Origin of the sequence: Curtobacterium sp. MR_MD2014, assembly GCF_000772085.1 — a bacterium.
Lineage (GTDB): Bacteria > Actinomycetota > Actinomycetes > Actinomycetales > Microbacteriaceae > Curtobacterium.
Genome location: NZ_CP009755.1, coordinates 1,071,128 through 1,093,407, shown reverse-complemented (window position 1 = coordinate 1,093,407; position 22,280 = coordinate 1,071,128). Strand labels below are relative to the sequence as shown.

Annotated in this window: 19 protein-coding genes; 3 read left to right on the top strand and 16 right to left on the bottom strand. The window is 72.0% G+C overall.

All coding sequences use genetic code 11. The features are described from left to right. Positions 1-54: 54 nt before the first annotated feature. The 8 genes from NI26_RS05045 to rplU all read right to left on the bottom strand — a co-directional run bounded on the left by NI26_RS05045 (position 55) and on the right by rplU (position 7,128). Positions 55-1,653 carry a hypothetical protein gene (locus NI26_RS05045; RefSeq protein ID WP_066653180.1) on the bottom strand — a complete coding sequence of 533 codons (1,599 nt, stop codon included), beginning with the start codon at positions 1,651-1,653 and terminating at the stop codon, positions 55-57. Beyond that, entirely contained in the window at positions 1,650-2,249 is a 600-nt protein-coding gene (gene nadD / locus NI26_RS05040) for a nicotinate-nucleotide adenylyltransferase (protein ID WP_081984738.1), read from the bottom strand. Before nadD ends, NI26_RS05045 begins: the two co-directional genes overlap by 4 nt. An 11-nt stretch (positions 2,250-2,260) precedes the next feature. Next, positions 2,261-2,461, bottom strand: coding sequence for a hypothetical protein (locus NI26_RS05035; RefSeq protein WP_058728434.1), 201 nt, complete (start codon positions 2,459-2,461; stop codon positions 2,261-2,263). Between the two features lie 44 nt (positions 2,462-2,505). Next, positions 2,506-3,771, bottom strand: a complete 1,266-nt coding sequence (locus tag NI26_RS05030) for a glutamate-5-semialdehyde dehydrogenase (RefSeq protein WP_066653179.1) — start codon at positions 3,769-3,771, stop codon at positions 2,506-2,508. A 315-nt stretch (positions 3,772-4,086) separates the two neighbouring features. After that, a complete protein-coding gene (gene proB, locus NI26_RS05025; protein WP_066653176.1) occupies positions 4,087-4,905 on the bottom strand; it encodes a glutamate 5-kinase in 819 nt (272 codons plus the stop codon). Positions 4,906-4,912: 7 nt separating this feature from the next. Beyond that, a complete protein-coding gene (gene obgE / locus NI26_RS05020; RefSeq protein WP_066653172.1) occupies positions 4,913-6,430 on the bottom strand; it encodes a GTPase ObgE in 1,518 nt (505 codons plus the stop codon). A 123-nt stretch (positions 6,431-6,553) separates the two neighbouring features. Next, positions 6,554-6,805: a 50S ribosomal protein L27 gene (gene rpmA / locus NI26_RS05015; RefSeq protein WP_022905368.1), complete on the bottom strand. Its 252-nt coding sequence runs from the start codon at positions 6,803-6,805 to the stop codon at positions 6,554-6,556. 14 nt (positions 6,806-6,819) lie between these two features. Continuing rightward, entirely contained in the window at positions 6,820-7,128 is a 309-nt protein-coding gene (gene rplU / locus NI26_RS05010) for a 50S ribosomal protein L21 (RefSeq protein WP_066653169.1), read from the bottom strand. A gap of 178 nt (positions 7,129-7,306) precedes the next feature. Here rplU and NI26_RS05005 point away from each other — a divergent pair, with 178 nt between their 5' ends. Continuing rightward, on the top strand, positions 7,307-7,594 hold the full coding sequence (locus tag NI26_RS05005; RefSeq protein WP_066653166.1) for a DUF4031 domain-containing protein: 288 nt from the start codon (positions 7,307-7,309) through the stop codon (positions 7,592-7,594). Between the two features lie 585 nt (positions 7,595-8,179). On the opposite strand, the gene NI26_RS05000 is transcribed toward NI26_RS05005, so the two are convergent. Together NI26_RS05000 and NI26_RS04995 are read right to left on the bottom strand one after the other, a co-directional pair. After that, positions 8,180-9,178 carry a hypothetical protein gene (locus NI26_RS05000; RefSeq protein WP_066653163.1) on the bottom strand — a complete coding sequence of 333 codons (999 nt, stop codon included), beginning with the start codon at positions 9,176-9,178 and terminating at the stop codon, positions 8,180-8,182. Between the two features lies 1 nt (position 9,179). Then, entirely contained in the window at positions 9,180-12,332 is a 3,153-nt protein-coding gene (locus NI26_RS04995) for an Rne/Rng family ribonuclease (RefSeq protein WP_066653160.1), read from the bottom strand. 333 nt (positions 12,333-12,665) lie between these two features. On the opposite strand from NI26_RS04995, the gene NI26_RS04990 reads away from it, so the two are divergent. Further along, entirely contained in the window at positions 12,666-13,274 is a 609-nt protein-coding gene (locus tag NI26_RS04990; RefSeq protein ID WP_235426523.1) for a vitamin K epoxide reductase family protein, read from the top strand. A gap of 624 nt (positions 13,275-13,898) precedes the next feature. Here NI26_RS04990 and NI26_RS04985 read toward each other — a convergent pair. Genes NI26_RS04985 through ileS form a run of 5 tightly spaced genes read right to left on the bottom strand, consistent with a single transcriptional unit; the run spans position 13,899 to position 20,367 of the window. Beyond that, the gene (locus NI26_RS04985) at positions 13,899-14,747 is read right to left on the bottom strand and encodes a DsbA family protein (RefSeq protein ID WP_058728427.1); all 849 of its coding nucleotides are present in this window, start codon (positions 14,745-14,747) and stop codon (positions 13,899-13,901) included. Positions 14,748-14,772: 25 nt separating this feature from the next. Continuing rightward, the gene (gene ndk / locus NI26_RS04980) at positions 14,773-15,192 is read right to left on the bottom strand and encodes a nucleoside-diphosphate kinase (RefSeq protein WP_058728426.1); all 420 of its coding nucleotides are present in this window, start codon (positions 15,190-15,192) and stop codon (positions 14,773-14,775) included. 26 nt (positions 15,193-15,218) lie between these two features. Beyond that, positions 15,219-15,590: a DUF4233 domain-containing protein gene (locus NI26_RS04975; RefSeq protein ID WP_066653151.1), complete on the bottom strand. Its 372-nt coding sequence runs from the start codon at positions 15,588-15,590 to the stop codon at positions 15,219-15,221. Positions 15,591-15,631: 41 nt separating this feature from the next. Next, complete coding sequence (locus NI26_RS04970; RefSeq protein WP_081984736.1) at positions 15,632-17,116, bottom strand: bifunctional folylpolyglutamate synthase/dihydrofolate synthase; 1,485 nt, start codon at positions 17,114-17,116, stop codon at positions 15,632-15,634. Further along, complete coding sequence (gene ileS / locus NI26_RS04965) at positions 17,113-20,367, bottom strand: isoleucine--tRNA ligase (RefSeq protein WP_066653149.1); 3,255 nt, start codon at positions 20,365-20,367, stop codon at positions 17,113-17,115. The genes NI26_RS04970 and ileS overlap by 4 nt, the downstream gene beginning before the upstream one ends. A gap of 241 nt (positions 20,368-20,608) precedes the next feature. On the opposite strand from ileS, the gene NI26_RS04960 reads away from it, so the two are divergent. Then, positions 20,609-21,643, top strand: a complete 1,035-nt coding sequence (locus NI26_RS04960; protein ID WP_066653147.1) for a cation diffusion facilitator family transporter — start codon at positions 20,609-20,611, stop codon at positions 21,641-21,643. An 11-nt stretch (positions 21,644-21,654) separates the two neighbouring features. Here the strand turns inward: NI26_RS04960 and NI26_RS16455 are convergent, their stop codons facing one another. Further along, the gene (locus NI26_RS16455) at positions 21,655-22,254 is read right to left on the bottom strand and encodes a TetR/AcrR family transcriptional regulator (RefSeq protein WP_066653145.1); all 600 of its coding nucleotides are present in this window, start codon (positions 22,252-22,254) and stop codon (positions 21,655-21,657) included. Between the last annotated feature and the right edge of the window lie 26 nt (positions 22,255-22,280).

The window sequence follows — 22,280 nt, the reverse complement described above, 5'->3', positions numbered from 1 at the left end:
CCGGTGGGCCGGGTCGGGCGACGGGGCGACGTTCGACGAGGGGTCGGCGGGCGGTCAGCCGCCGAGGTGGGTGGTGAGCAGGGCGACGATGATGACCCCGGCGGCCGCCAGACCGACGGCGCCGACGGTGACGCCGAGGATGACCGGGGTCCGGGACTCCTTCGGCTTCGCGGCGGCGAGCACGACCTGACGGGTGGACGTGTGGCTCGACACCGCACGGCTCGCCCGGACGGGGCTCGCGTCCGTCTCCGGCTGCTCGTCGTGCTGCTCGAGCAGACGGTCGACCTCGGACCCGTCGATCGGTCGGTGTGACCCGGTGGAGGACAGCGACGCGGGCAGGTCGATCGAACCGGTCAGGATGACCTCACCCGTGGCGTTCAGGGCCCCGGTCGGGTCGGCCAGCGCCGAGTTCGGCAGCACGATCGAGTTGGTGTCCTGCACCGCGACGCGGCGCGTGCCCGTCACGTCGTGCACCTCGGCGTCACCGGCGTCCCGCGCCTGCTGGGTCCAGTGACCGGCCGGCGGTTCGAAGGCCGTCGTGACCGGCTTCGGCTCGGGGCTCCGACGGAACGCGGCGGGGACGCGGGGGGCGTCACCGACGTCGTCGGCACCGTCGTCGGGACGGGAGTCCGTCGCCGGTGTCGGGCGCTGGATCGGGACCTCGTTCGTGTCGTCGTCGAGCGACAGCGGGAAGACGACGGGCGTCGAGGACGAGGCCATCGGCGCCGACGACGGCGACACTCGGGCAGCGTCGTCGTCCGCGGCACCGTCCGAGCGCCGCGCGTCGTCGTCGGTCTGGCGGTCGTCGGTGGCCTGGCCGTCGTCGGTGGCCCGGGCGTCGTCGGTGGTCGGGGCGTCGTCGGTCTCCGGCGGCGCCCAGGTGGTGCGGTGGCGTCGGGGTTCCTCGGCGTGCGCCGCGGCCTCGCTCAGGGGCTCGATCGCGTCCGGGGAGCCGTCGGCCTCGGTCGCCTGGGCCACCGCAGCGGCGTCGAGCATCTCGGTCTCGGCAGCAGGCTCCTGACCGGGTGCGTCCGTGGCGTCGCCGGTCCGGTCCGTCGCCTCGGAGGCGTCGACGACCGGGGTCGGGGCGAGCGGGACCTGGGCGGACCGGACCGGGTCCTGCGCCGAGGTCGGACGATCCGCGGACGCCGGGACCGGACGCGGCGGGGTCGACGACCCGCGGTCTGCCGAGGCCGGACGCGGTCGCTCGGTGTCCTGGTCGAGGTGACCGACCGACCCGATGACGTCCTGGACGGTGCGGTCGGAGGACTGCGGGGTCGGCGCGCGCAGCGGCACGGGCTGCACCGCCTGCCCCTCGGCCTCGCGCATCAGGCGGAGCTGACGACGGGTGAGGCCGCCGGTCCCCGGCACGATCTCCGTCGCCGAGGCCGGAGCCGGGGTGAGCGGGAACACCGCGCCGGCGGGCTGCGGGGCAGGAGCGGAGTCGCCGGAGGTGGGACGGGCTGCCGACTGCGCGGGGCCGCTCGGGGACGGCGCGACGTGCGAGCCCGGTCGACGACGGGCCTCGGGCTGGTCGGACGGTGCTGCGACGGTCGGCGGCGGGGTGACCGGCTGCCCGCCGGCTGCGGCGGCACGCTCCCGCTCGCGCGCCTCACGCCGCGAGAGAGGCGGCTGCGCGTCGGACGAACTCATGCAACGCTCCGATACAGGTGGTGCTTGGAGATGTACTGGACGACCCCGTCCGGGACCAAGTACCACACGGGGTGGCCGCGCCTGACCCGGTCGCGGCAATCCGTCGAGGATATCGCCAGTGCAGGGACTTCGAGCAAGCTCACGTCTCGTTCGGGGAGTCCGGTGATGCTCAGATCGTGGCCCGGACGGGTGACCGCGACGAAGTGTGCGAGGTCCCAGAGGCCATCATGATCCTTCCAGTCGAGGATCTGCTGAACGGCGTCCGCGCCCGAGATGAAGACGAGCTGCGCATCCGGTCGCTGGTCACGCAGGTCGCGGAGCGTGTCGATCGTGTAGGTGGGCCCCGGACGGTCGATGTCGACCCGGCTGACCGTGAACATCGGGTTCGACGCCGTCGCGATGACCGTCATGAGGTACCGGTGTTCGGCGTCGGTGACGTCCGACTTCATGTACGGCTGACCGGTGGGGACGAAGACGACCTCGTCCAGGTCGAAGGCGCGCGCGACCTCGGACGCCGCCACGAGGTGCCCGTGGTGGATCGGGTCGAACGTGCCGCCCATCACGCCGATGCGTGGGCGCCCCGTGCTCTCGAGCATCGAGCGGCGTGTCAGAGCTTGGTGTGACCGAACTCGTCGACACCCGTCTCGTGGTGGCGGGTGGCCTCGAACTTGTGCGAGTGACGGTACGCGACGTCGCGGAAGCTCCAGGTGACGAACCCGAGGAACGTGAAGAACAGCGCGCCGCACATCGGGAAGACGAACGCGGGCACCCCGGAGGCGTGCTCAGCAGCTTCTGCGAGGAAGGTCATCGGTCCGGTGCTCCGTTCGATCGGGTGGGAAGTCGCGGCCCAGTCTAGCCGCGGATCTGTCCGTGCCCGCGCACGATCCACTTGGTGCTGGTGAGCTCGGGCAGTCCCATCGGGCCGCGCGCGTGCAGCTTCTGCGTCGAGATGCCCACCTCGGCGCCGAAACCGAACTCGCCGCCGTCGGTGAAGCGCGTCGACGCGTTCGCCATCACCACCGCGGAGTCGACCTCGGCCAGGAAGCGCTCGGCCGTGTCGACGTCGTCGGTCACGATCGACTCCGTGTGGTGCGTCGACCACCGCGCGATGTGCGCCATCGCCGCGTCGACGTCGGGTACGACCCGGATCGACAGGTCCAGGTCCATCGACTCCGTCGCCCAGTCCGCATCGGTCGCGCGGAGCACGCCGGGGACGATGGTCCGGGTGGCGTCGTCGCCGCGCAGGGTCACGCCGGCGGCTCGGAGGCGGTCGGCCAGCACCGGCAGCAACCGCTCGGCAGCCGCCTCGTGCACGAGCAGCGTCTCGAGGGCGTTGCAGACACTCGGCCGCTGGACCTTGCTGTTCAGCACGATGTCGACCGAGCGCTCCAGCGGTGCCGACGCATCGAGGTACACGTGCACCACGCCCGCACCGGTCTCGATCACGGGCACCTGCGACTCGGTCACGACGGTCTGGATGAGCGAGGCACTCCCCCGCGGCACCAGGACGTCCACGAGCCCGCGAGCACGCATCAGGTCGGTCGCCCCCTGGCGCCCGAACTCGTCGATCGTCTGCACGAGGTCCGCCGGCAGCCCCACCGAGGCCACCGCCCCGCGGATGCGCTCGACCAGTTCGGCGTTGGTGCGCTGCGCTGCAGATCCGCCACGGAGGACGACGGCGTTGCCGCTCTTCAGCGCGAGCGCGGCGATGTCGACGGTCACGTTCGGGCGCGCCTCGTAGATGGCCCCGACGACCCCGAACGGCACGCGGACCTGGGTGAGCTGGAGTCCGTTCGGCAACCGAGACCCGCGGACGAGGTCGCCGACCGGGTCCGGCAGTCCCACCACGTGCTCGACCGCCCCGGCGAGGGCGTCGATCCGTGCGGTGTCGAGGCGCAGGCGGTCGAGCAGACCGGAGGAGAGCCCGCCGTCCTCGCCCGCCACGAGGTCTCCGTGGTTCGCCGCGACGATGGCGTCCGTCCCGGCACGCAGGGCGACCGCGACGGCGCGCAGTGCCTGGTCCTTGACCGCCGTGGTCGCCGTCGCGAGCGCCGTCGAGGCGGCACGCGCCGCGACCAGCTTGTCGGTGAGGGTGGGGGCGGTGACGGTCGGCGACATGGTCCGATACTAGGTCGGCCGCCGGGCTCGTGACGCTGGTGGGGTCATGCCTGTGGAGACGGCCGGGAGGCGCGACTCCGGTGCAGGACTCGGCTCACGTCCGCGAGTGTCCGGCACCGCTCGCGATCCTGCCGCCGGGGCGGAGCGTGCCGCGGTGGGACGCCGCCGTCGGCGCGGGACGGTCCGGTGCCGCCGAGACGGACCCGCTTCCGGCGGCGTCTCACCCGCTCCGCGGCGTCTCGACCGAACGCCGGCGTCTCGACCGCAGGCCGACGTCGCGGGCCGGCACCGTGCCTCCAGGCCGACCGAGTCCCGTCAGCGCCGCGGCGCCGCGTGGAACCAGGTGCCGACGTGCTCCCCGGCCAGTGCCCGGTCGACGAGCGCGGTCCCGGTGACGAGCACCGACGTCCCCGCCTCGGCCGCGAGCCGGGCCGCGGCGACCTTCGTGCCCGCTCCGCCGGTCCCGACGCCGGCCGCCCCGACCGACCCGAAGGTCACGCCGGCGAGCTCGTCGCCGAACGGGACCTCGTCGATGGGCTCGGCCCCCGGGTGCTCCGGCGGACGGGTGTAGAGCGACGCGACGTCGGACAGCAGCACGAGCGCGTCGGCCCCGAGGAGCCGCGCGACGAGGGCCGCGAGCCGGTCGTTGTCCCCGAAGCGGATCTCGTGGGTGGCGACCGTGTCGTTCTCGTTGACGATGGGGAGCACCCGCAGCGCGAGCAACCGGTCGACCGCCCGCTGCGCGTTCACCCGGTGGGTCGGGTTCTGCATGTCCCCCGCGGTGAGGAGCACCTGTGCCGCGACGATGCCGTGCCGGTCGAGCTCCTTCTGGTACCGGAACATGAGCACGTTCTGCCCGGTCGCGGCCGCTGCCTGCTGGGTCGCCAGGTCCTCGGGGCGTCCCTCGAGCCCGAGGAACGGGAACCCGGTGGCGATGGCACCGGAGGACACGAGCACGACCTCGGTGCCGCGCGCATGTGCCGCGGCCAGGGCGTCCACGAGCGCGGCGATCTGCCCGGTGTTGTCACCGCTGACCGACGACGACCCCACCTTGACGACGAGCCGACGCGCACGCGGCACGTCCTGCCGCCGGCTGACGGGCCCGAGGTCGGTGCGTGCGCGCGCGTCGGTCATGCGTCGGTCAGTCCTGGTCGTCCCGGTCGTCGTCGGCCCACAGGCCGGACACGCGCTCCTGCTCGAGCTCGGCGCGCGCAGCCGCCTTGGCGTCCATGCGCTCGAAGTACTCCTCGCGGCGCTCGTTGCGCGTCGGGCGCGACGATCCGCCGACGCGGGCGTCCGTGCCGCGGGCGCTCGTGATGAGCTCGGCGGTCGACGTCAGCGTGGGCTCCCAGTCGAACACCATGCCGCCGTCCCCGCCGATGACGACGGTGGACCCGGCGACCGCTCCGGCCTTGAACAGGCCGTCCTCGACGCCGAGCTTCGCGAGCCGGTCGGCCAGGTAGCCGATCGCCTCCTCGTTCGTGAAGTCGGTCTGGGTGACCCAGCGCTCCGGCTTGTCGCCCCGGACGCGGTAGAAGCGGTGCTCCTCGCCGCCCTCGGCGCGCACGGTGAAGGGCTTCTCGTTGACGGCCTTCGGGCGGAGGACGATGCGCTCCTGCTCGGGCGCGGCGGGACGATCGGCACGCGCCTGCTCGACGACCTCGGCCAGGGCGAACGTCAGCTCGCGCAGACCCTTGCGGGACGCGGTCGAGATCGGGAACACGCGGTAGCCGCGCTCCTCGAGCTCGGCGGTGACGAAGTCGGCGAGCTCGGCTGCCTCGGGCACGTCGACCTTGTTGAGCGCGACGAGCTGCGGACGCTCGAGGAGCGGGGTCTGGCCCTCCGGCACCGGGTAGCGCTCCAGCTCGCCGAGGATGACGTCGAGGTCGGAGAGCGGGTCGCGGCCCGGGTCGAGCGTGGCGCAGTCGATGACGTGCAGGAGCGCCTCGCAGCGCTCGACGTGCCGGAGGAACTCGAGGCCGAGGCCCTTGCCCTCCGACGCGCCCTCGATCAGGCCCGGGACGTCGGCGACGGTGAAGCGGACCTCGCCCGACTCGACGACGCCGAGGTTCGGCGTCAGGGTCGTGAACGGGTAGTCGGCGATCTTCGGCTTCGCGGCGGAGATCGCGGCGATGAGCGAGGACTTGCCGGCGCTCGGGAACCCGACCAGGGCGACGTCGGCGATCGTCTTCAGCTCGAGGCTGACGTCGCCGGTCCACCCCGGGGTGCCGAGCAGCGCGAAGCCGGGGGCCTTGCGCTTCGTGGTCGCGAGCGCGGCGTTGCCGAGACCGCCCTGACCGCCGGGGGCCACGACGACGCGCATGCCGGGCTCGGTCATGTCGGCGAGGACCTCGCCGTCCTCGTCGTGCACCACGGTGCCGATCGGGACGGGGAGCTCGAGGGTCTCGCCGCTGACACCGCTGCGCATGTCGCCCATGCCCGGCTGGCCGTTCTTCGACGAGCGGTGCGGCGAGCGGTGGTAGCCGAGCAGGGTCGTCACCTGCGGATCGGCGACGAGGACGATGTCCCCGCCGTCACCGCCGTTGCCGCCGTCCGGGCCGGCGAGGGGCTTGAACTTCTCACGGCGGACCGACACGCAGCCGTTGCCGCCGTTCCCCGCGGTGAGGTGCAGGGTCACGCGGTCGACGAAGGTCGCCATGGGTCCACTCCTGGTTCTGACTCGAGCGCGCGGACGGTACCGCGGCGCTCGAGGTCGTGCACGAAAGAACGGGAGGGGCGGGCACGTGGCCCGCCCCTCCCGCAGAGTCTGTCGTCGCTGGTGTTACGCGTTGACGATGTTGACGACCTTGCGGCCGCCCTTGGTGCCGAACTCGACCGAACCGGCCGAGAGGGCGAACAGCGTGTCGTCGCCACCGCGGCCGACGTTGGCGCCCGGGTGGAAGTGGGTGCCGCGCTGGCGGAGGATGATCTCGCCGGCGTTGACGACCTCGCCACCGAAGCGCTTCACGCCGAGGCGCTGTGCGTTCGAGTCACGACCGTTGCGAGTGGAGCTCGCACCCTTCTTGTGTGCCATCTTCTACTCCCGCCTTACGCGATCGAGGTGATCTTGACACGGGTGAGCTCAGCGCGGAAGCCCTGGCGCTTCTTGTACCCGGTCTTGTTCTTGAACTTCTGGATGACGACCTTCGGGCCGCGGAGGTCCTCGAGCACCTGGGCGGTGACGGTCACGTTCGCGAGCTCGGAAGCCGCCGACGTGATCTTGTCACCGTCCACGAGGAGCACCGGGGCGAGGTCGATGTTGCCCTTGTCGTCGGCCTTGGCACGGTCGATCGTGAGGATCGTGCCGACCTCGACCTTCTCCTGACGGCCGCCGGCGCGCACTACTGCGTAAACCACGTGGAATTCCTTACGTACTCTGCTTGAGGGAAGTCTCGGGTGCCCACTTCTGCACGAGCGGCTCCCGGAGGCCGGGCCCGATCGGCGACGCAGGCAGAACGGCCCGCTGACACCAGGGATCGAGAATACTCGATCCCCCCGGGTCCGGTCAAACGGCGACACACGTACGATGACTCGCGTGACCGTGCTGATCGACCCGCCGACGTGGCCCGCCCACGACACCGTCTGGTCGCACCTCGTCAGTGATGCATCCTACGACGAACTCCACGCCTTCGCCGAACGGGCCGGGATCCCCCGCCGCGCGTTCGACCACGACCACTACGACGTACCGCGTTCCCGCTACGACGAACTCGTGGCTGCGGGCGCGACGGCGGTGACCGGGCGCGAGCTGGTGCTCCGGCTCATCGCGAGCGGCCTGCGGGTGGCGCAGCGCGACAAGCGCGGTCGGCACCGGCACGCGCACTGACCGTCCGCGGAGGCCGCGCGGTCGGACGGCGACACGCCCCTCCCGTGGCGCGTCGCACGGGTCCGCGGCGCGACGGCCGGGAGGCGCGCCCCGCCGCAGCGACGCCGCGTCGCGCCCGGTGGACCACCCGGAGCACGCGGGGTCGCCGCGGTCCCGTCGACCCTGGCACGACGATCGATGCGACCCGCCGCAGCGTGCGGTCGGCAGCCGCCTGCCACAGCGGACGGCAGCAGCGGGAGGCCGGGCGCCGGACGCCGGACGCCGGCAGCCGCCGGTCGCCGGCAGCCCCCGGCCGGCGGGCGGCAGGGTGGCGGCCACCGGCCGGCGAGCGGCAGTGTGGCGGCGCTGTCGGCGTCCGCACGACGTCGAGCACGTCGAACCACGTGACGGCGTGGCGCGAGGTGCTTCCCGGTGGTCAGCAGCAGCTCGCGCCGTGCGGTCGGCACGGTTCGGCGTCCGGCGGTCCGGCGGTGCACGGGGTGGCCCGGCGGGGTCGAGCGAGCCGACGACGGACGCCCGGAGCCGGGCTCCCGCCGGTGGCTGTGTCAGCGCACCGGCGGTGCCCGGCGACCGAGCGTGTCGGTGTCAGCGCGTCGGCGGCGTCCACCGGTCGTCGGGCCGCTGCACGGGCGGCTGGCCGGCGGCCTGCTGGGACCCGGACGGCTGACCGTACTGCTGCTGCTGCTGCTGCTGCTGCTGCGCACCGTAGGGCTGCACGGTCGGCGCGGGCACGGCGTCCGCAGGACGGACCGTCCCCGGTCGTCCGCCCGTCGGCCCCTGCCCCGGGCGTCCTCCCCGTGGACGCCCCAGCCAGAGCCACGCCACGGTCGACGTCGCGAGGAGCATGAGGGTGAAGGGGATGCCGTTCTGCAGGGGCCCGGTGAGGACGTCGATGACGAGCCGGGCACCCGACCCCGTCCGGACCGCGGCGTAGGACCCGGTGAAGACCCCGACGAGCGCCAGGGCGACCGTCCCCGCGGCACCGGCGAGCACGGCACGGAGGAGCACCGTCGGCAGCGGACTCCGCCGCGCGATCGGCGTGAGGAACGCGAGGGCCGTGAACGCTCCCACGTAGAACGGGAACGGCGAGGCGAACACGCCCGACACGAAGCTGCCGAGCAGGCTCGCCCCGGTGCCGTACTTCGAGAAGGGGTGCACGACGAGGGACGCCCCGAGCAGCCCGAGGACGCCGGACACCACCTCGACGAGCACGACGGACACGACGGCGATGAGGGCCCCCGTGACGTTGGCGACCGACGCTCCGGGTGCGAACGCCCGGCGCGGATCCGCGGTCCGGGGCGGCCGTGACCGCACCCGGCCCTGCTGGCCGTACGGCTGCTGGCCGTCCTGCGGCTGGCCGTACGGCTGCTGACCGTACGGCTGCTGACCGTCCTGCGGGCGGCCGTACGGCGGCTGCTGCTGGCCGCCGGGCTGCTGGCCGCCGGGCTGCTGGCCGACGTACTGCTGGCCGGGCCACGCCGGGCCACCGGGCTGGCCGCCCGCGGGCGGTGCGGGCTGCGACCAGCCCGCACCGTAGTACCCGCGGTCCTGCTGCCGACCGTTCGGGTCGCCCGCGTGGGTCACGTCAGTTCCCCACGATCACGGCGCCGTCGTCCTGCCCGTCGTCGTCCGAGGACGCCGGTGCGCTGATGCTCGGCGACGACACACGGCGCGACCGCGATCGGCCCTGCCCCGGCTGCTTCGGCTCCGGGAGGGCCTGCAGCACGGAGTCGAGGAGCGACTCCGCGTCGTCCCGGACCGGACGCGGCTCACGCTTGGTCACGGCCACCGGGATGTCGAGGATCGCGACGGTGTTCTCGGTCGGGGTGACGGGAGCGCTCGAGCTCACGCGGCGACGTGTCGGCGCGGTCTTCGCCGGAGCAGCCTCCTGCGCGGACGGCTCGGGAGCGGACCCCTGCGAAGGGGTCTCCTGTGCGCCAGCGGAGCCCGCGCGGCCGGAACGGTGCTGGACGGCCTCGTCGGTGTCGCGCACGGCGGACCCGCGCTGCTCGCCGCCGTGCTGTTCGGCATCCTGCTCGTCGGTACCGCGCTGCTCGGGTGCAGCACTGCCGGCACCACGACCGCCACGACGGCGGCGGCGCTTCGACCCGGACGACTGCTCGCCGTCACGGTTGCCCGCACCCCCGGCGTCCTCCGCGCCACGCTCCGGCGCGGACACCGGCGACGGACCGGACGCTGGTGCATCGGCCGAGGCGGAGACCGCGACCTCGGGGTCCGGGGTCGCCGCACCGCCGCGCGGCGAAGCCACGCCGGTCACCGGTTCGCCGGACGACGCCTCGTCGTGGGGCAGGGTCGAGGCCGCGATGCGGGACAGCGCGTTCTTGACGTCCTCGGTGATCTGGTGCGCCTGCGACGACTGGCCGGTCGACCCGTTGCCGGAGCCCCCGTTGCCCGAGCCGCCGTTGCCACCGTGCCCGTTGCCTCCCTGGCCGTTGCCGTTGCCGTTGCCACCGGTCGAGCCGCCGTTGCCGCGGCCCTTGCGGCGCCCCTTCGAGGGCCCGGGGTCCGCGTTGTTGTCGTTGACCTTGGCGTTGACCTCGTCGAGCGACTCACGCAGCCCGACACCGATCTTCTTGCGGGTCATCTGCACGAGGCCGAGCGAGGTGACCTCGGCCACCTGGTGCTTCGTGCGGTCGCGGCTCAGGCACTCGACGAGACGACGCAGCACCAGGTCGCGGTTCGACTCGAGCACCATGTCGATGAAGTCGATGACGATGATGCCGCCGATGTCGCGCAGGCGGAGCTGTCGGACGATCTCCTCGGCCGCCTCGAGGTTGTTCTTGGTGACGGTCTCCTCGAGGTTGCCGCCGGAGCCGACGAACTTGCCGGTGTTGACGTCGACGACCGTCATGGCCTCGGTGCGGTCGATCACGAGCGAGCCGCCCGAGGGCAGCCAGACCTTGCGGTCCAGGGCCTTCTCGATCTGCTCGTTGAGGCGGTACTCCTCGAACGAGTCCGGGCCGTCGTAGATCTCGACGCGGTCCTTGAGGTCGGGCGCCACGGCGTCGAGGTACTCCTCGATCGTGCCGCGCGCGGCCTCGCCGTCGATGATCAGCTTCGTGAAGTCCTCGTTGAAGACGTCACGCACGATCTTGACGAGCAGGTCCGGCTCCGAGTGCAGCATGACCGGGGCGTGCCCGTTCTGCACCTTCTTCTGGATCGCGTCCCACTGGCTGGTCAGACGCTGCACGTCGCGCGTGAGCTGTTCCTCGGTCGCGCCCTCGGCAGCGGTGCGGACGATGACGCCCGCGTGCTCCGGAAGGACCTCCTTGAGGATCTTCTTCAGGCGCGCGCGCTCGGTGTCCGGCAGCTTGCGCGAGATGCCGTTCATGGAGCCGTTCGGCACGTAGACCAGGTATCGACCCGGCAGCGAGACCTGCGAGGTCAGACGGGCACCCTTGTGCCCGACCGGGTCCTTGGTGACCTGCACGAGGACCTTGTCCCCGGGCTTGAGCGCGGCCTCGATGCGTCGGCCGTGGTTGCCGGTGTCGACCGAGTTCCAGTCCACCTCGCCCGCGTAGAGCACGGCGTTCCGACCGCGGCCGATGTCGACGAAGGCCGCCTCCATCGAGGGCAGCACGTTCTGCACCTTGCCGAGGTAGACGTTCCCGATGAGCGAGACGTTGTGCGACTTGGTGACGTAGTGCTCCGCGAGGACGTTGTCCTCGAGCACGCCGATCTCGATCTTCGACGAGCTCGACCGGACGATCATCTGGCGGTCGACGCTCTCGCGGCGCGCGAGGAACTCGTCCTCGGTGATGACCGTGCGACGACGACCGGCGTCACGGCCGTCGCGGCGACGCTGCTTCTTCGCCTCGAGGCGGGTGGATCCCTTGATGCGCTGCGGCTCGGTGATGAGCTCCGGCTCGCGGCGGCGCGGCTCCTGGTGGTCGCGCGGCTCACGGACACCGCGCTCCTGGCGGTCGGCACTGCTCCCCCGACGACGCGAGCGACGGCGGCTGCCGCCCTGCTCGTCGTCCTCGTCGTCGTCCTCGTCACGCGCAGCGCGCGCCGGCAGGGCCGGCAGGTCCGGCAGGACCGGCGCGTGGAAGATCAGGCTGAGGGTGCTGGTCGCCTTCGGCACGAAGGGCTCGTCCGCCTCGGGGGCAGATGCCGGCTCCGGCCGGGAGGCACCGCCCACCTCGACCGCGTCGGTCGCCACCGCGGTGGACGCGTCGTCCGCCGTGGTCGCCCCGTCCGGGTCGGCCGCTGTGGTCGCAGCGGGTGCGTCCGCGACCGTGCTGCTCTCGGTGCCGGCTGCACCGCCGTCCGACGACGCCTCGACGACGGGCTGGCTGCCCGTGACCGTCGAGACGTCCTGGGGCTCCGCCGCGGCGGCCGTGACGTGCTCGACCGCGACCTCGACGGCGTCGTCCGCCGTCGCCGTGTCCGTCGACGCAGGGGTCGTCGGCTCGGGGGTCGTCGGCGCGCTGCCCGTCGCTTCGGTGTCCGTCGCTTCGGTGTCCGTCGCTTCGGCATCCGTCGCGGCGCTGTCCGTCGACGTGTCGTCCGGGGCGACCGGTCCGTCGACCGCAGCGGTCTCGTCGGTCGGCGCGTCGTCGGTCACGGCGACCGTCTCGATGTCGCTGGTGTCGGTGTCGACGTCACCACGGGCCTCCTGGCCGGTGGACCGGGCGCGACGGCTGCCGAACAGGCGGCCACGGCGCTTCGGTGCGACTTCTTCGTTGTTCGGGTTGTCGGTGTTCTGCTCCACCATGGATCTGGTGCACTCCTCGGCCCCACTCGCGTCCTGACGGACGGCGGGAATTCTGTGGTTGTCACGGGTGGCGTCCACGCCCCCGCGTTCGTTCTCGTGACCGGTGTTCGTCGTCCCGGCGTGCGGTCCGGTGTCGTTCCGTGTCGGACACCCGGCCCGACCGGCTCGGCATCGGATGTGACGCGAGTCCCGGTCACGGCGCGCTCTCACCGCGCCTGATCGTCCGGGCTGCGCCCGGAAAGCTCTCTCGCCGCACGGATCGGCCGCGCGACTGCTGTCATTGTCGCACGAGGTGCCAGGAAAGGTCCGGAACGGGCATGCGATGATGACGCCGTGAGCACGAGCGCAACCACGCCCCGCCGCCCGGTCGCGATGGCGGTCTTCCTCATCGTCACCGGAGCAGTCGGCCTCTTCGCCGCGTTCAACCTGGTGCTGGACGAGTTCGCGAAGTACGAGAACCCGTCGAAGGCACTCAGCTGCGACGTCAGCCCGTTCGTGAACTGCTCGCAGGTGATGACGAGCTGGCAGGGCTCCCTGTTCGGGTTCCCGAACCCGCTCCTCGGCGTGATGGGCTTCGTCGCCCCGATCGCCGTCGGGGTGATGCTGCTCGCCGGGATGCGGAACGGTCACCGCTGGTTCTGGGTGCTGTTCAACGCCGGGGTGTTCCTGGCGTGGGTGTTCGTCACCTGGCTCTTCACGCAGACCGTCTGGGTCATCGGCTACCTGTGCCCCTGGTGCCTGCTGGTGTGGACCGTGACGATCCCGATGTTCTGGATCTTCACGACCTGGAACGCGGCGCAGGGACGCTTCGGCGCCGGGCTCCAGCGGGTCGGGCGCTCGCTGCTGCCCTACTCGTGGGCGCTCGTGCTGGCGAACTACGCCGTGATCGTGGTCAGCATCCTCATCGTGTTCCCCCGCGTGCTCACGACGCTCCCGTTCTGACGCCGCGCTCGTGACGGCGTCCCGGTCCGCCTGACGCTGCCGGGCCGCTGCTCGGTGCACGTCCCGGTCGTCCTGACGCCACCGGACCGTTGCGATGCCCCCGTCCCGGTCCCTCGAGCGGGCCAGATCCGTCACGCTCGACGTTCTCCGGCGACGGATCGTGCCCTCGCCCGGATCGCCAGCGGCGTGTCCTGCCCGCTCGGGAGGGCCGTCGGATCGGTCCTGATCGCTCGCGCAGCGTCCGGACGACACGTGCTCCTCGCTCCTCCGGTGTGCGAGCGGATCGTCCCGCACCGGCGAGCGTGCTGCCTCGGCCCGTGATCCGCCGACCCGGCCAGGCCCGGACGCCCGATCCTTCCCATGACACCTGCGATGCAAGGCGCTTTCGGGCATTCCTGGTGCAACCGAAGCGCCAGGTACTCCCGGTTCCGCTCGGTACGCCCGGATCGACCAGGTGCGCACGCCGCCGCGCGCCCCCGGCGCCGCACCGCACCTCCCCGCACCCCAGGCGCCTCCCCGCGCCTCAGGCTCTGCGTCGCGCGCCCGCGCCCCAGGCACCCCGGGGACAGCGATCGGCCCCGCGCTCCCGGATCGGGAGCGCGGGGCCGAGTGCGGCGGGGCCGACTACTTCGCGGCGGCCTCGATGGTCGGGACGACGTCGGTGAGGGTGCTCACACGCTGCCCGTTCACCAGGATCGTCGGCGTGCCGAAGCCCTGGGGACCGGCGACCGCCGGGTCCGAGGTGACCTGGTTCGTGATCTTCGTGACCCAGCCCTTGTACGTCTCGTTCGACAGGCACTCGGACACGTCGGAGCCGGTGGCCCCGCCGGCCTTCACCAGGTCGGCGATCTCGGCGTTGGTCAGGCCCTTCGTGCCCTCCTCCGGCTGCTTCTCGAAGAACTGCGTCTGCACGTCGAGGAACTTGTCCGGCGCGTAGTTCGCGACGCACATCGCGGCGTTCGCGGCACGGCTGGCGTAGCGCGAGCCGAGGTAGCTGCGGTCGAGGATCGACACCGGGTGGATCTCGAGCGTCGCCTGACCGTTCTTCACGAAGTCGGTGATCTGGTCGGCGTAGGCGCCCTCGAACTGCTTGCAGACCGGGCAGGCCCAGTCGACGTACTCGACGACCTTGACCTTGCCGTCGCTGTCGGCCGTGGCGACCGGGGACGGGGTGCCGTCCGCCGAGACCGCTCCGGTCGTGACGGGGGTGATCTTGCCGTCGCCGCCGGTGAACTGGATGCCACCGGTGACCATGTTCTTCGGGCCGGCGGCGGAGGTGGTGCCCCCGCTGTTCACGTTCACCACGACGATCGCGATGATCGCCGCGACGGCCACGATGCCCAGGCCGATGCCGCCCTGCAGGAACCACTTGTTGCGGCGCTTGCGGCGCTTCTCGGCGTCGGCCCGCTGGCGGGCGACCTCACGGGCGTGCTGGCGACGCTCGTTCTTCGTGGGACGGTCGTTGTTCGTCATCGCGTCTGTGCTCCGCTTCGGTCGATCAGGCGAACCAGAGGGCAAGCTCGCGGGCGGCCGACTCCGGGGAGTCCGAGCCGTGCACGAGGTTCTGCTGCACCTTGAGGCCCCAGTCGCGACCGAGGTCGCCACGGATGGTCCCCGGGGCGGCCGAGGTCGGGTCCGTGGTGCCGGCGAGCGAGCGGAAGCCCGCGATCACACCGTTGCCGGCGACGCGCACGGCGACGACCGGGCCGGACTGCATGAACTCGACGAGCGGCTCGAAGAACGGCTTGCCCTGGTGCTCCTCGTAGTGCTGGTCGAGGAGCTCACGCGACGCCGTGACCATCTTGAGGTCGACGATCTCGTAGCCCTTGGTCTCGATGCGACGGAGGACCTCTCCGGTGAGCTGGCGGGCGACGCCGTCGGGCTTGACGAGGACGAGGGTCTCTTCGAGATCGGACACGCAGTTCTCCTGTGGTTCGGTGGTGGTCAGTCCTCGGCCTGAGCGGCCCGGAACGCGGCGTTCTGCCGGTCGAGCTGACCGCCCTTGACGAAGCAGAACACCCACAGCGCCAGGAACACCGCGCCGACCGCGAACATGAACGGCTCGATGAAGCCGGTGGCGAGGATGGCCGCCTGCAGCAGCCACCCGAACCATACACCGGCGCGCTTGCCCGTCAGGCGTGAGGCAGCTGCGAGGACGATGATCGCCAGGATGCCGCCACCGAACGCCGCGAGCGGCGGCAGCGTGCCCTTCCCGTAGACGACGAGCATCGGGAAGAAGAACATCACGGCCTCGAGTCCGAGGGTGATCGCGAGGAGGCTCTCGCGGGCACCGCGCTGCGGGCGCGGCTTCCGCACGCGCGGCTGTCGACCCGGCCGGGAGGCCCGTGGTGCGTCCGTCACTTCGTCCCGCTCTCCGCGTGGACCAGGTCCATGACCTTCCCCACCATGACGATGGAGCCGGCGACGAGCACGAGGGCGTCCTCGGCGTCCGCCTCCTCCGCCAGGTCGCGCGCTTCCTGCAGTGCCTGCTCGAGCGCGGGTTCGACGACCACGCGGTCCTCGCCCACCTCGGCCACGACGATGCGGGCGAACGCGTCCGCGTCGAGTGCACGGTCCCCCGGCGGCTGCGTGACGACGAAGGTCTGGACCGTGTCCTTGAGCGCCCGGACGAAGCCGCGGGCGTCCTTGTCGCCGAGGATCCCGACGACGCCGACGACGTGCTCGGACGGGAACGCGACCGGCAGCGCCTCGGCCAGGGCGCGCGCCCCGTGCGGGTTGTGCGCGGCGTCGACCACGACGGTGGGCTCCTGCGCGATCGGCTGCAGCCGGCCGGGGCTGGTCGCGTTCGCGAGGCCCTCGGACAGGACGTCCTCGTCGAGGGCCTGCGAGCCCCGCCCGAGGAACGACTCGACCGCGGCGATGGCGACGGCGGCGTTGTGCGCCTGGTGCTGGCCGAAGAGCGGGACGAACAGGTCGTCGTAGCGCCCGGCGATGCCCTGCACGGTGACGAGCTGCCCGCCGACGGCCGGGGTGTCGGACACGACGGAGAACCCGGTGCCCTCGACGGCGAGCGTCGACTCGGTGAGCTCGGCCGCGCGCTGCAGTTCGGCGAGTGCCTCCGGCGTCTGCGCGCTCGACACGACCGACGACGACGGCTTGATGATGCCGGACTTGGTGCGCGCGATCTCGGCGACGGTCGACCCGAGCTGCTTGGCGTGGTCGATCGCCACCGGGGTGATCACCTGCACCTGGCTCTGCACCACGTTGGTGGAGTCCCACTCGCCGCCCATGCCGACCTCGATGACGGCGACGTCGACCGGTGCCTCGGCGAAGCACGCCAGGGCCAGGACGGTCAACGCCTCGAAGAAGGTCAGCGGCTGCTCGCCCTTGTCGGTGAGCTCCTGGTCCGTCATCGCCAGGATCGGGGTGATGTCGTCCCAGTTCTCCACGAACCGGTCGGCCGCGATCGGCTCGCCGTCGATGACGATGCGCTCCCGGATCGACACGAGGTGCGGACTCGTCATGAGGCCGGTGCGCAGCCCGTGGGCGCGGACGATGCTCTCCGCCATGCGCGCGGTCGACGTCTTGCCGTTCGTGCCGGTGACGTGGATGACCGGGTACGCCAGGTGCGGGTCGCCGAGGAGCTCGACGGCCCGTCGGGTGGCGGTCAACCGACGTTCGGGTGCCTGCTCGCCGATCCGGGCGTACAGGGCGGCTTCGACGCGCTGCACCTCGTCGTCGTCGCCGCCGTACGGCAGCGCGTCCGTCGGGGCCTGCTCGCCGGACGGTCCGACCGGGATGCGGACCCCGGCCGTGTCGTCGAGCGGACCGAGGTCCTCGATGCCGTCGTGGTCGTCGTCGTACTGCTCGCTGTCGCTCATGCGCGTGCCACCTCCACGGACACCTTCGCACCGTCGCCGACGTCCGAGCCCTCGCCGGGAGCGAACGTCGTCGTGGTCACCTCGACGCTCGTCGCGAGGGTCTCCCCCGCGATGAGCTGCTCGTGCGTGCGGATCGCGTCCTCGGCGTCCTCGGAGACCCGGAGCGTCAGGACGATGCGGTCGCTGACGTCGAGGTCGGCGTCGCGGCGGGCCTGCTGCACGGCGCGGACGACGTCACGGGCGAGCCCCTCGGCCTCGAGCTCGGGGGTCGTCACGGTGTCGAGCACCGCGAAGCCGCCGCCGTCGAGGAACGCCACCGCGACGGAGTCGTCCGCGACGGTGAGGTCGAGCGTGTACTCGCCCTCGACGAGGTCGACGCCGCCGACCGTCACGCCGGACTCGGTCGCGACCCAGTCACCCTTCTTGGCGGCCGGGATCACCTGCTGCACCTGCTTGCCGATCCGGGGGCCAGCGGCGCGGGCGTTGACGGTGAGCTTCCGCTCGATGCCGTAGCGGCCGAGCGAGGACTCCTCCTGCTGCTCGAGCACGACGCGCTTCACGTTGAGCTCGTCACGCAGGATGTCCGCGAACGGTTCGATCGCTGCCGGGTCCGGCACGACCAGCGTCAGGGTCGCGAGGGGCAGACGGACACGGCGGCCGGTCGCCTTGCGGAGCGCGAGCCCCTTCGACGCGACGTCGCGCACGCGGTCCATCGCGGCGACCAGGGCGTCGTCGGCCGGGAACTCGTCGGCGGACGGGAAGTCCTCGAGGTGCACGCTGCGCCCGCCGGTCAGGCCCTTCCAGACCTCCTCCGTGACGAGCGGCGCGAGCGGGGCGGCGACGCGGGTGAGCGTCTCGAGCACGGTGTACAGCGTGTCGAACGCCGCGCGGGCCTCGGGTGAGGACTCCGCACCGAGCCAGAACTTGTCGCGCGACCGACGGACGTACCAGTTGGTCAGCACGTCGGCGAAGTCCCGGACGGCCTGGGCCGCGAGCGGGGTGTCGAGCGCGTCGAGGTGCGTGGTCACGTCCGCGACGAGCACCCGGGTCTTCGCGAGCAGGTACCGGTCGAGCACGTCGGTGCTCGCCGTGCTGCGCGAGGCCTGGTAGCCGGTGTCGCCGGAGGCGTTCGCGTAGAGGGTGAAGAAGTAGTACGTCGACCAGAGCGGCAGCAGGAACTCGCGGACACCCTGGCGGATGCCCTCCTCGGTCACGACGAGGTTGCCGCCGCGGATGACCGACGACGACATGAGGAACCAGCGCATCGCGTCGGCGCCGTCGCGGTCGAACACCTCGGAGACGTCCGGGTAGTTGCGGAGCGACTTCGACATCTTCTGGCCGTCCGAGCCGAGCACGATGCCGTGGCTGATCACGTTCCGGAAGGCCGGGCGGTCGAACAGCGCGGTCGACAGCGCGTGCATGACGTAGAACCAGCCGCGGGTCTGCCCGATGTACTCGACGATGAAGTCCGCGGGGCTGTGCTCCTCGAACCACTCGCGGTTCTCGAACGGGTAGTGCACCTGCGCGTACGGCATCGAGCCGGAGTCGAACCAGACGTCGAACACGTCGGAGATGCGGCGCATGGTCGACTGCCCGGTCGGGTCGTCGGGGTTCGGCCGGGTCAGCTCGTCGATGAACGGACGGTGCAGGTCGACCTCGCCGTCCGCGTTCAGCGGCAGGCGACCGAAGTCGCGCTCGAGCTCCTCGAGCGAGCCGTAGACGTCCTGGCGCGGGTACGCCGGGTCGTCCGACACCCAGACCGGGATCGGCGTGCCGAAGTACCGGTTGCGGGACACCGACCAGTCGATCGCGTTGCCGACCCACTTGCCGAACTGACCGTCCTTGACGTTGTCCGGCACCCAGTTGATGTCCTGGTTGAGCTCGCCCATGCGGTCGCGGAACTCGGTGACGCGGACGAACCACGACGAGACCGCCTTGTAGATGAGCGGCTTGCGGCAGCGCCAGCAGTGCGGGTAGCTGTGCTCGTACGAGGCCTGGCGGAGCAGTCGCCCCGCCTCGCGCACGGCCTTCGTCAGCGGCTTGTTGGCGTCCGACCAGAGCATGCCGGCGACGTCGCCGAACTGCGCCGTGAAGAGTCCGCCCTCGTCGAGGGACAGCACCACGGGGATGCCGGCGGCCGCGCAGACCTCCTGGTCGTCGGCGCCGTACGCCGGGGCCTGGTGCACGATGCCGGTGCCTTCACCCGTCTCGACGTACTCGGCGACGAGGATGCGCCACGCGTGCTCGTAGCCCTCGGCCTCCGCGAGGAAGTCGAACAGGCGCTCGTACTCGACGCCGTCGAGCTCGGCGCCGACGACCGTGCGGAGCACGGCGGCGAGCGCGTCGTCCGCGCTCTCGTAGCCGAGCTCCTTCGCGTGGGCGGCCACGGTGTCCGAAGCCAGGAGGTACCGAGCCGAGCCGGCGTCGCCACCGTCAGCCGCGCCTCCCGGCCCGGCCGGCACGACCGCGTAGGCGATGTCCGGACCGACCGCGAGCGCCGCGTTCGTCGGCAGGGTCCAGGGGGTCGTCGTCCAGGCGAGTGCGCGGACCCCGGTCAGGTCGAGTGCAGCGGCGCGGGCGCCCTGCAGCGGGAACGACACCGTGACCGACTGGTCCTGGCGCATCTTGTAGACGTCGTCGTCCATGCGCAGCTCGTGGTTCGAGAGCGGCGTCTGGTCGTTCCAGCAGTACGGCAGGACGCGGAAGCCCTCGTACGCCAGGCCCTTGTCCCAGAGCTGCTTCCACGCCCACAGGACGCTCTCCATGAAGGTGACGTCGAGGGTCTTGTAGTCGTCCTCGAAGTCGACCCAGCGCGCCTGACGGGTGACGTACGCCTGCCACTCGTCGGTGTACTGCAGCACGGACTGCTTGGCCGCGGCGTTGAAGACGTCGACGCCCATGTCGTCGATCTCGTGCTTCTCGGTGATCCCGAGCTGCCGCATGGCCTCGAGCTCGGCGGGCAGCCCGTGGGTGTCCCACCCGAAGCGGCGGTGCACCTGCTTGCCGCGCATGGTCTGGTACCGCGGGAAGACGTCCTTCGCGTAGCCGGTCAGCAGGTGACCGTAGTGCGGCAGGCCGTTCGCGAAGGGCGGGCCGTCGTAGAACGTCCACTCCGTGCAGCCCTCGCGCTGGTCGATCGACGCCCGGAACGTGTCGTCGCCCTTCCAGAAGGCGAGGATGCCCTGCTCGACGGCGGGGAAGGACGGGGACGGGACGACACCGTCGGTGGGGACGTTGAGGGGGTAGGCCACGAGCTGCTCCTGTGGGTTCGGTTCGTCTCCACGAGGACGGAGCGTGCTCCGCGGTACCACCTCGCTTGCCGGACGCTGCTCGCGCTGCGACCGACCGCTCGTTCGCCGGATGGGGTGCGGTCCGGTCCGCCCGGGTCTACTGACGGCGGTGGTGCTGCCGCGTTCTTCCGGAGGCTCACCGGTGATGGCCGGTTCGACGCCTGGTGGGACGAGTCTACAAGAGTCGGAGCATGCTGGAGCGATGCCCTCGTCCGAGAAGCAGGACCGTCCGGAGTCCCTGCTCACCGTCGTCATCGCCTTCGCCGCCAACCTGCTCGTCGCCATCGCCAAGACCGTCGCCTCCCTGATCTCGGGTTCAGCGTCGATGACCGCGGAGGCCGCGCACTCGTGGGCCGACACGGGCAACGAGATCTTCCTGCTCGTCGCCGAACGACGCGGCGCGAAGAAGCGAGACCGGAAGCACCCGCTGGGGTACGGCCGCGAGACCTACATCTGGTCGATGTTCGCCGCGTTCGGCCTCTTCACCGCGGGTGCCGTCGTGTCGATCTGGCACGGCATCACCGAGCTCGGCGAGACCGGTCCGGCCGAGGACGTCGTGCTCAACTACGTCGTGCTCGGCATCGCGTTCGTCCTCGAGGGCACGAGCTTCCTGCAGGCCTACCGCCAGGCACACGGAGCCGCCACGAAGCGCCGCGTCCCGGTGCTCCGCCACGTGCTGCAGTCGTCGAACCCCACGCTCCGGGCGGTCTTCGCCGAGGACGCCGCGGCGCTGGTCGGCCTCGTGATCGCGTTCCTCGGCGTGCTGCTGCACCAGCTCACCGGCCTCGCGGTGTTCGACGCGATCGGCTCCATCGCGGTCGGACTCCTGCTCGGGGTCGTCGCGATCGTCCTCATCGAGCGCAACCGCCGGTTCCTGGTCGGCGAGGCGACGTCCCCCGAGCTCGAGGACGCCGTGCTCACCGAGCTGCTCCGTCGCGACGAGGTGGAGCGCGTCACCTACCTGCACCTGGAGTTCGTCGGACCGTCCCGGGTGTTCCTGGTGGCGGCGGTCGACCTGACCGGCAACGAGCTCGAGGACCACGTCGCGGTCCGGCTCCGTCGGGTCGAGGCGTCGCTCGAGGAGAGCCAGTACATCGAGGAGGCCGTCCTCACCCTGAGCATCCCGGGCGACGCGTCGCTCGCAGCCCGAGGGGACGGCGACGTCCCGGGGATCGTGCGCGACGGCACGGTGGAGGACGTCGCGGCCGGCGGTGCCGGGACGCTAAGAACCGAGTAGCGCCCGTCGCCTCAGCGCGCGTCGAGGCCTGCCGCGACCGGGGTCAGCGCCGCGCCGACGTACTCGACGAGGGACCTGCGGGCGACACCGTCGGCGACCCACACCCCGAACGCCGCCGCCGCGGCCCCGAGCATCGCCCCGGACACGGTCTGCGGCCACAGGGACGTCGGGTGCTCCCCCGTCCGCGAGCCGACGAACGCCGAGACCGCCCCGTGCTGTGCCATCACCCGCGCCGCCACACTGGCGACGAGCTCGGTGCCGATGTCCATCACCTCGGCCTGGGCGATCGCCCACGGCACCCGGTCCGGGTCGTGCGCCCGCGCCGCGGCGAGCACGGCCTGCTCCACGGCGCGCACGGGCGAGGACTCCGTCGAGGCGGTGAGGAACGCGGGCAGGTCGGCCACCGCGGCGTCGAGCTCCAGCCAGAGCACGTCCGACTTCGCCCCGAAGTAGTTGAAGAACGTCGCTCGGCTCACCCCGGCCCGGGCCGCGATCTGGTCGACGGTCGTCCGCGCGTACCCCTGCTCGAGGAACAGCTCGGCAGCCGCGTCGGCGAGGACCTCGGCACTCGAGCGTCGGGGGCGGCCACCGCGGCGCATCGTCTCGTCCATGCCGCCAGTAAACCGCTAGACTCGTG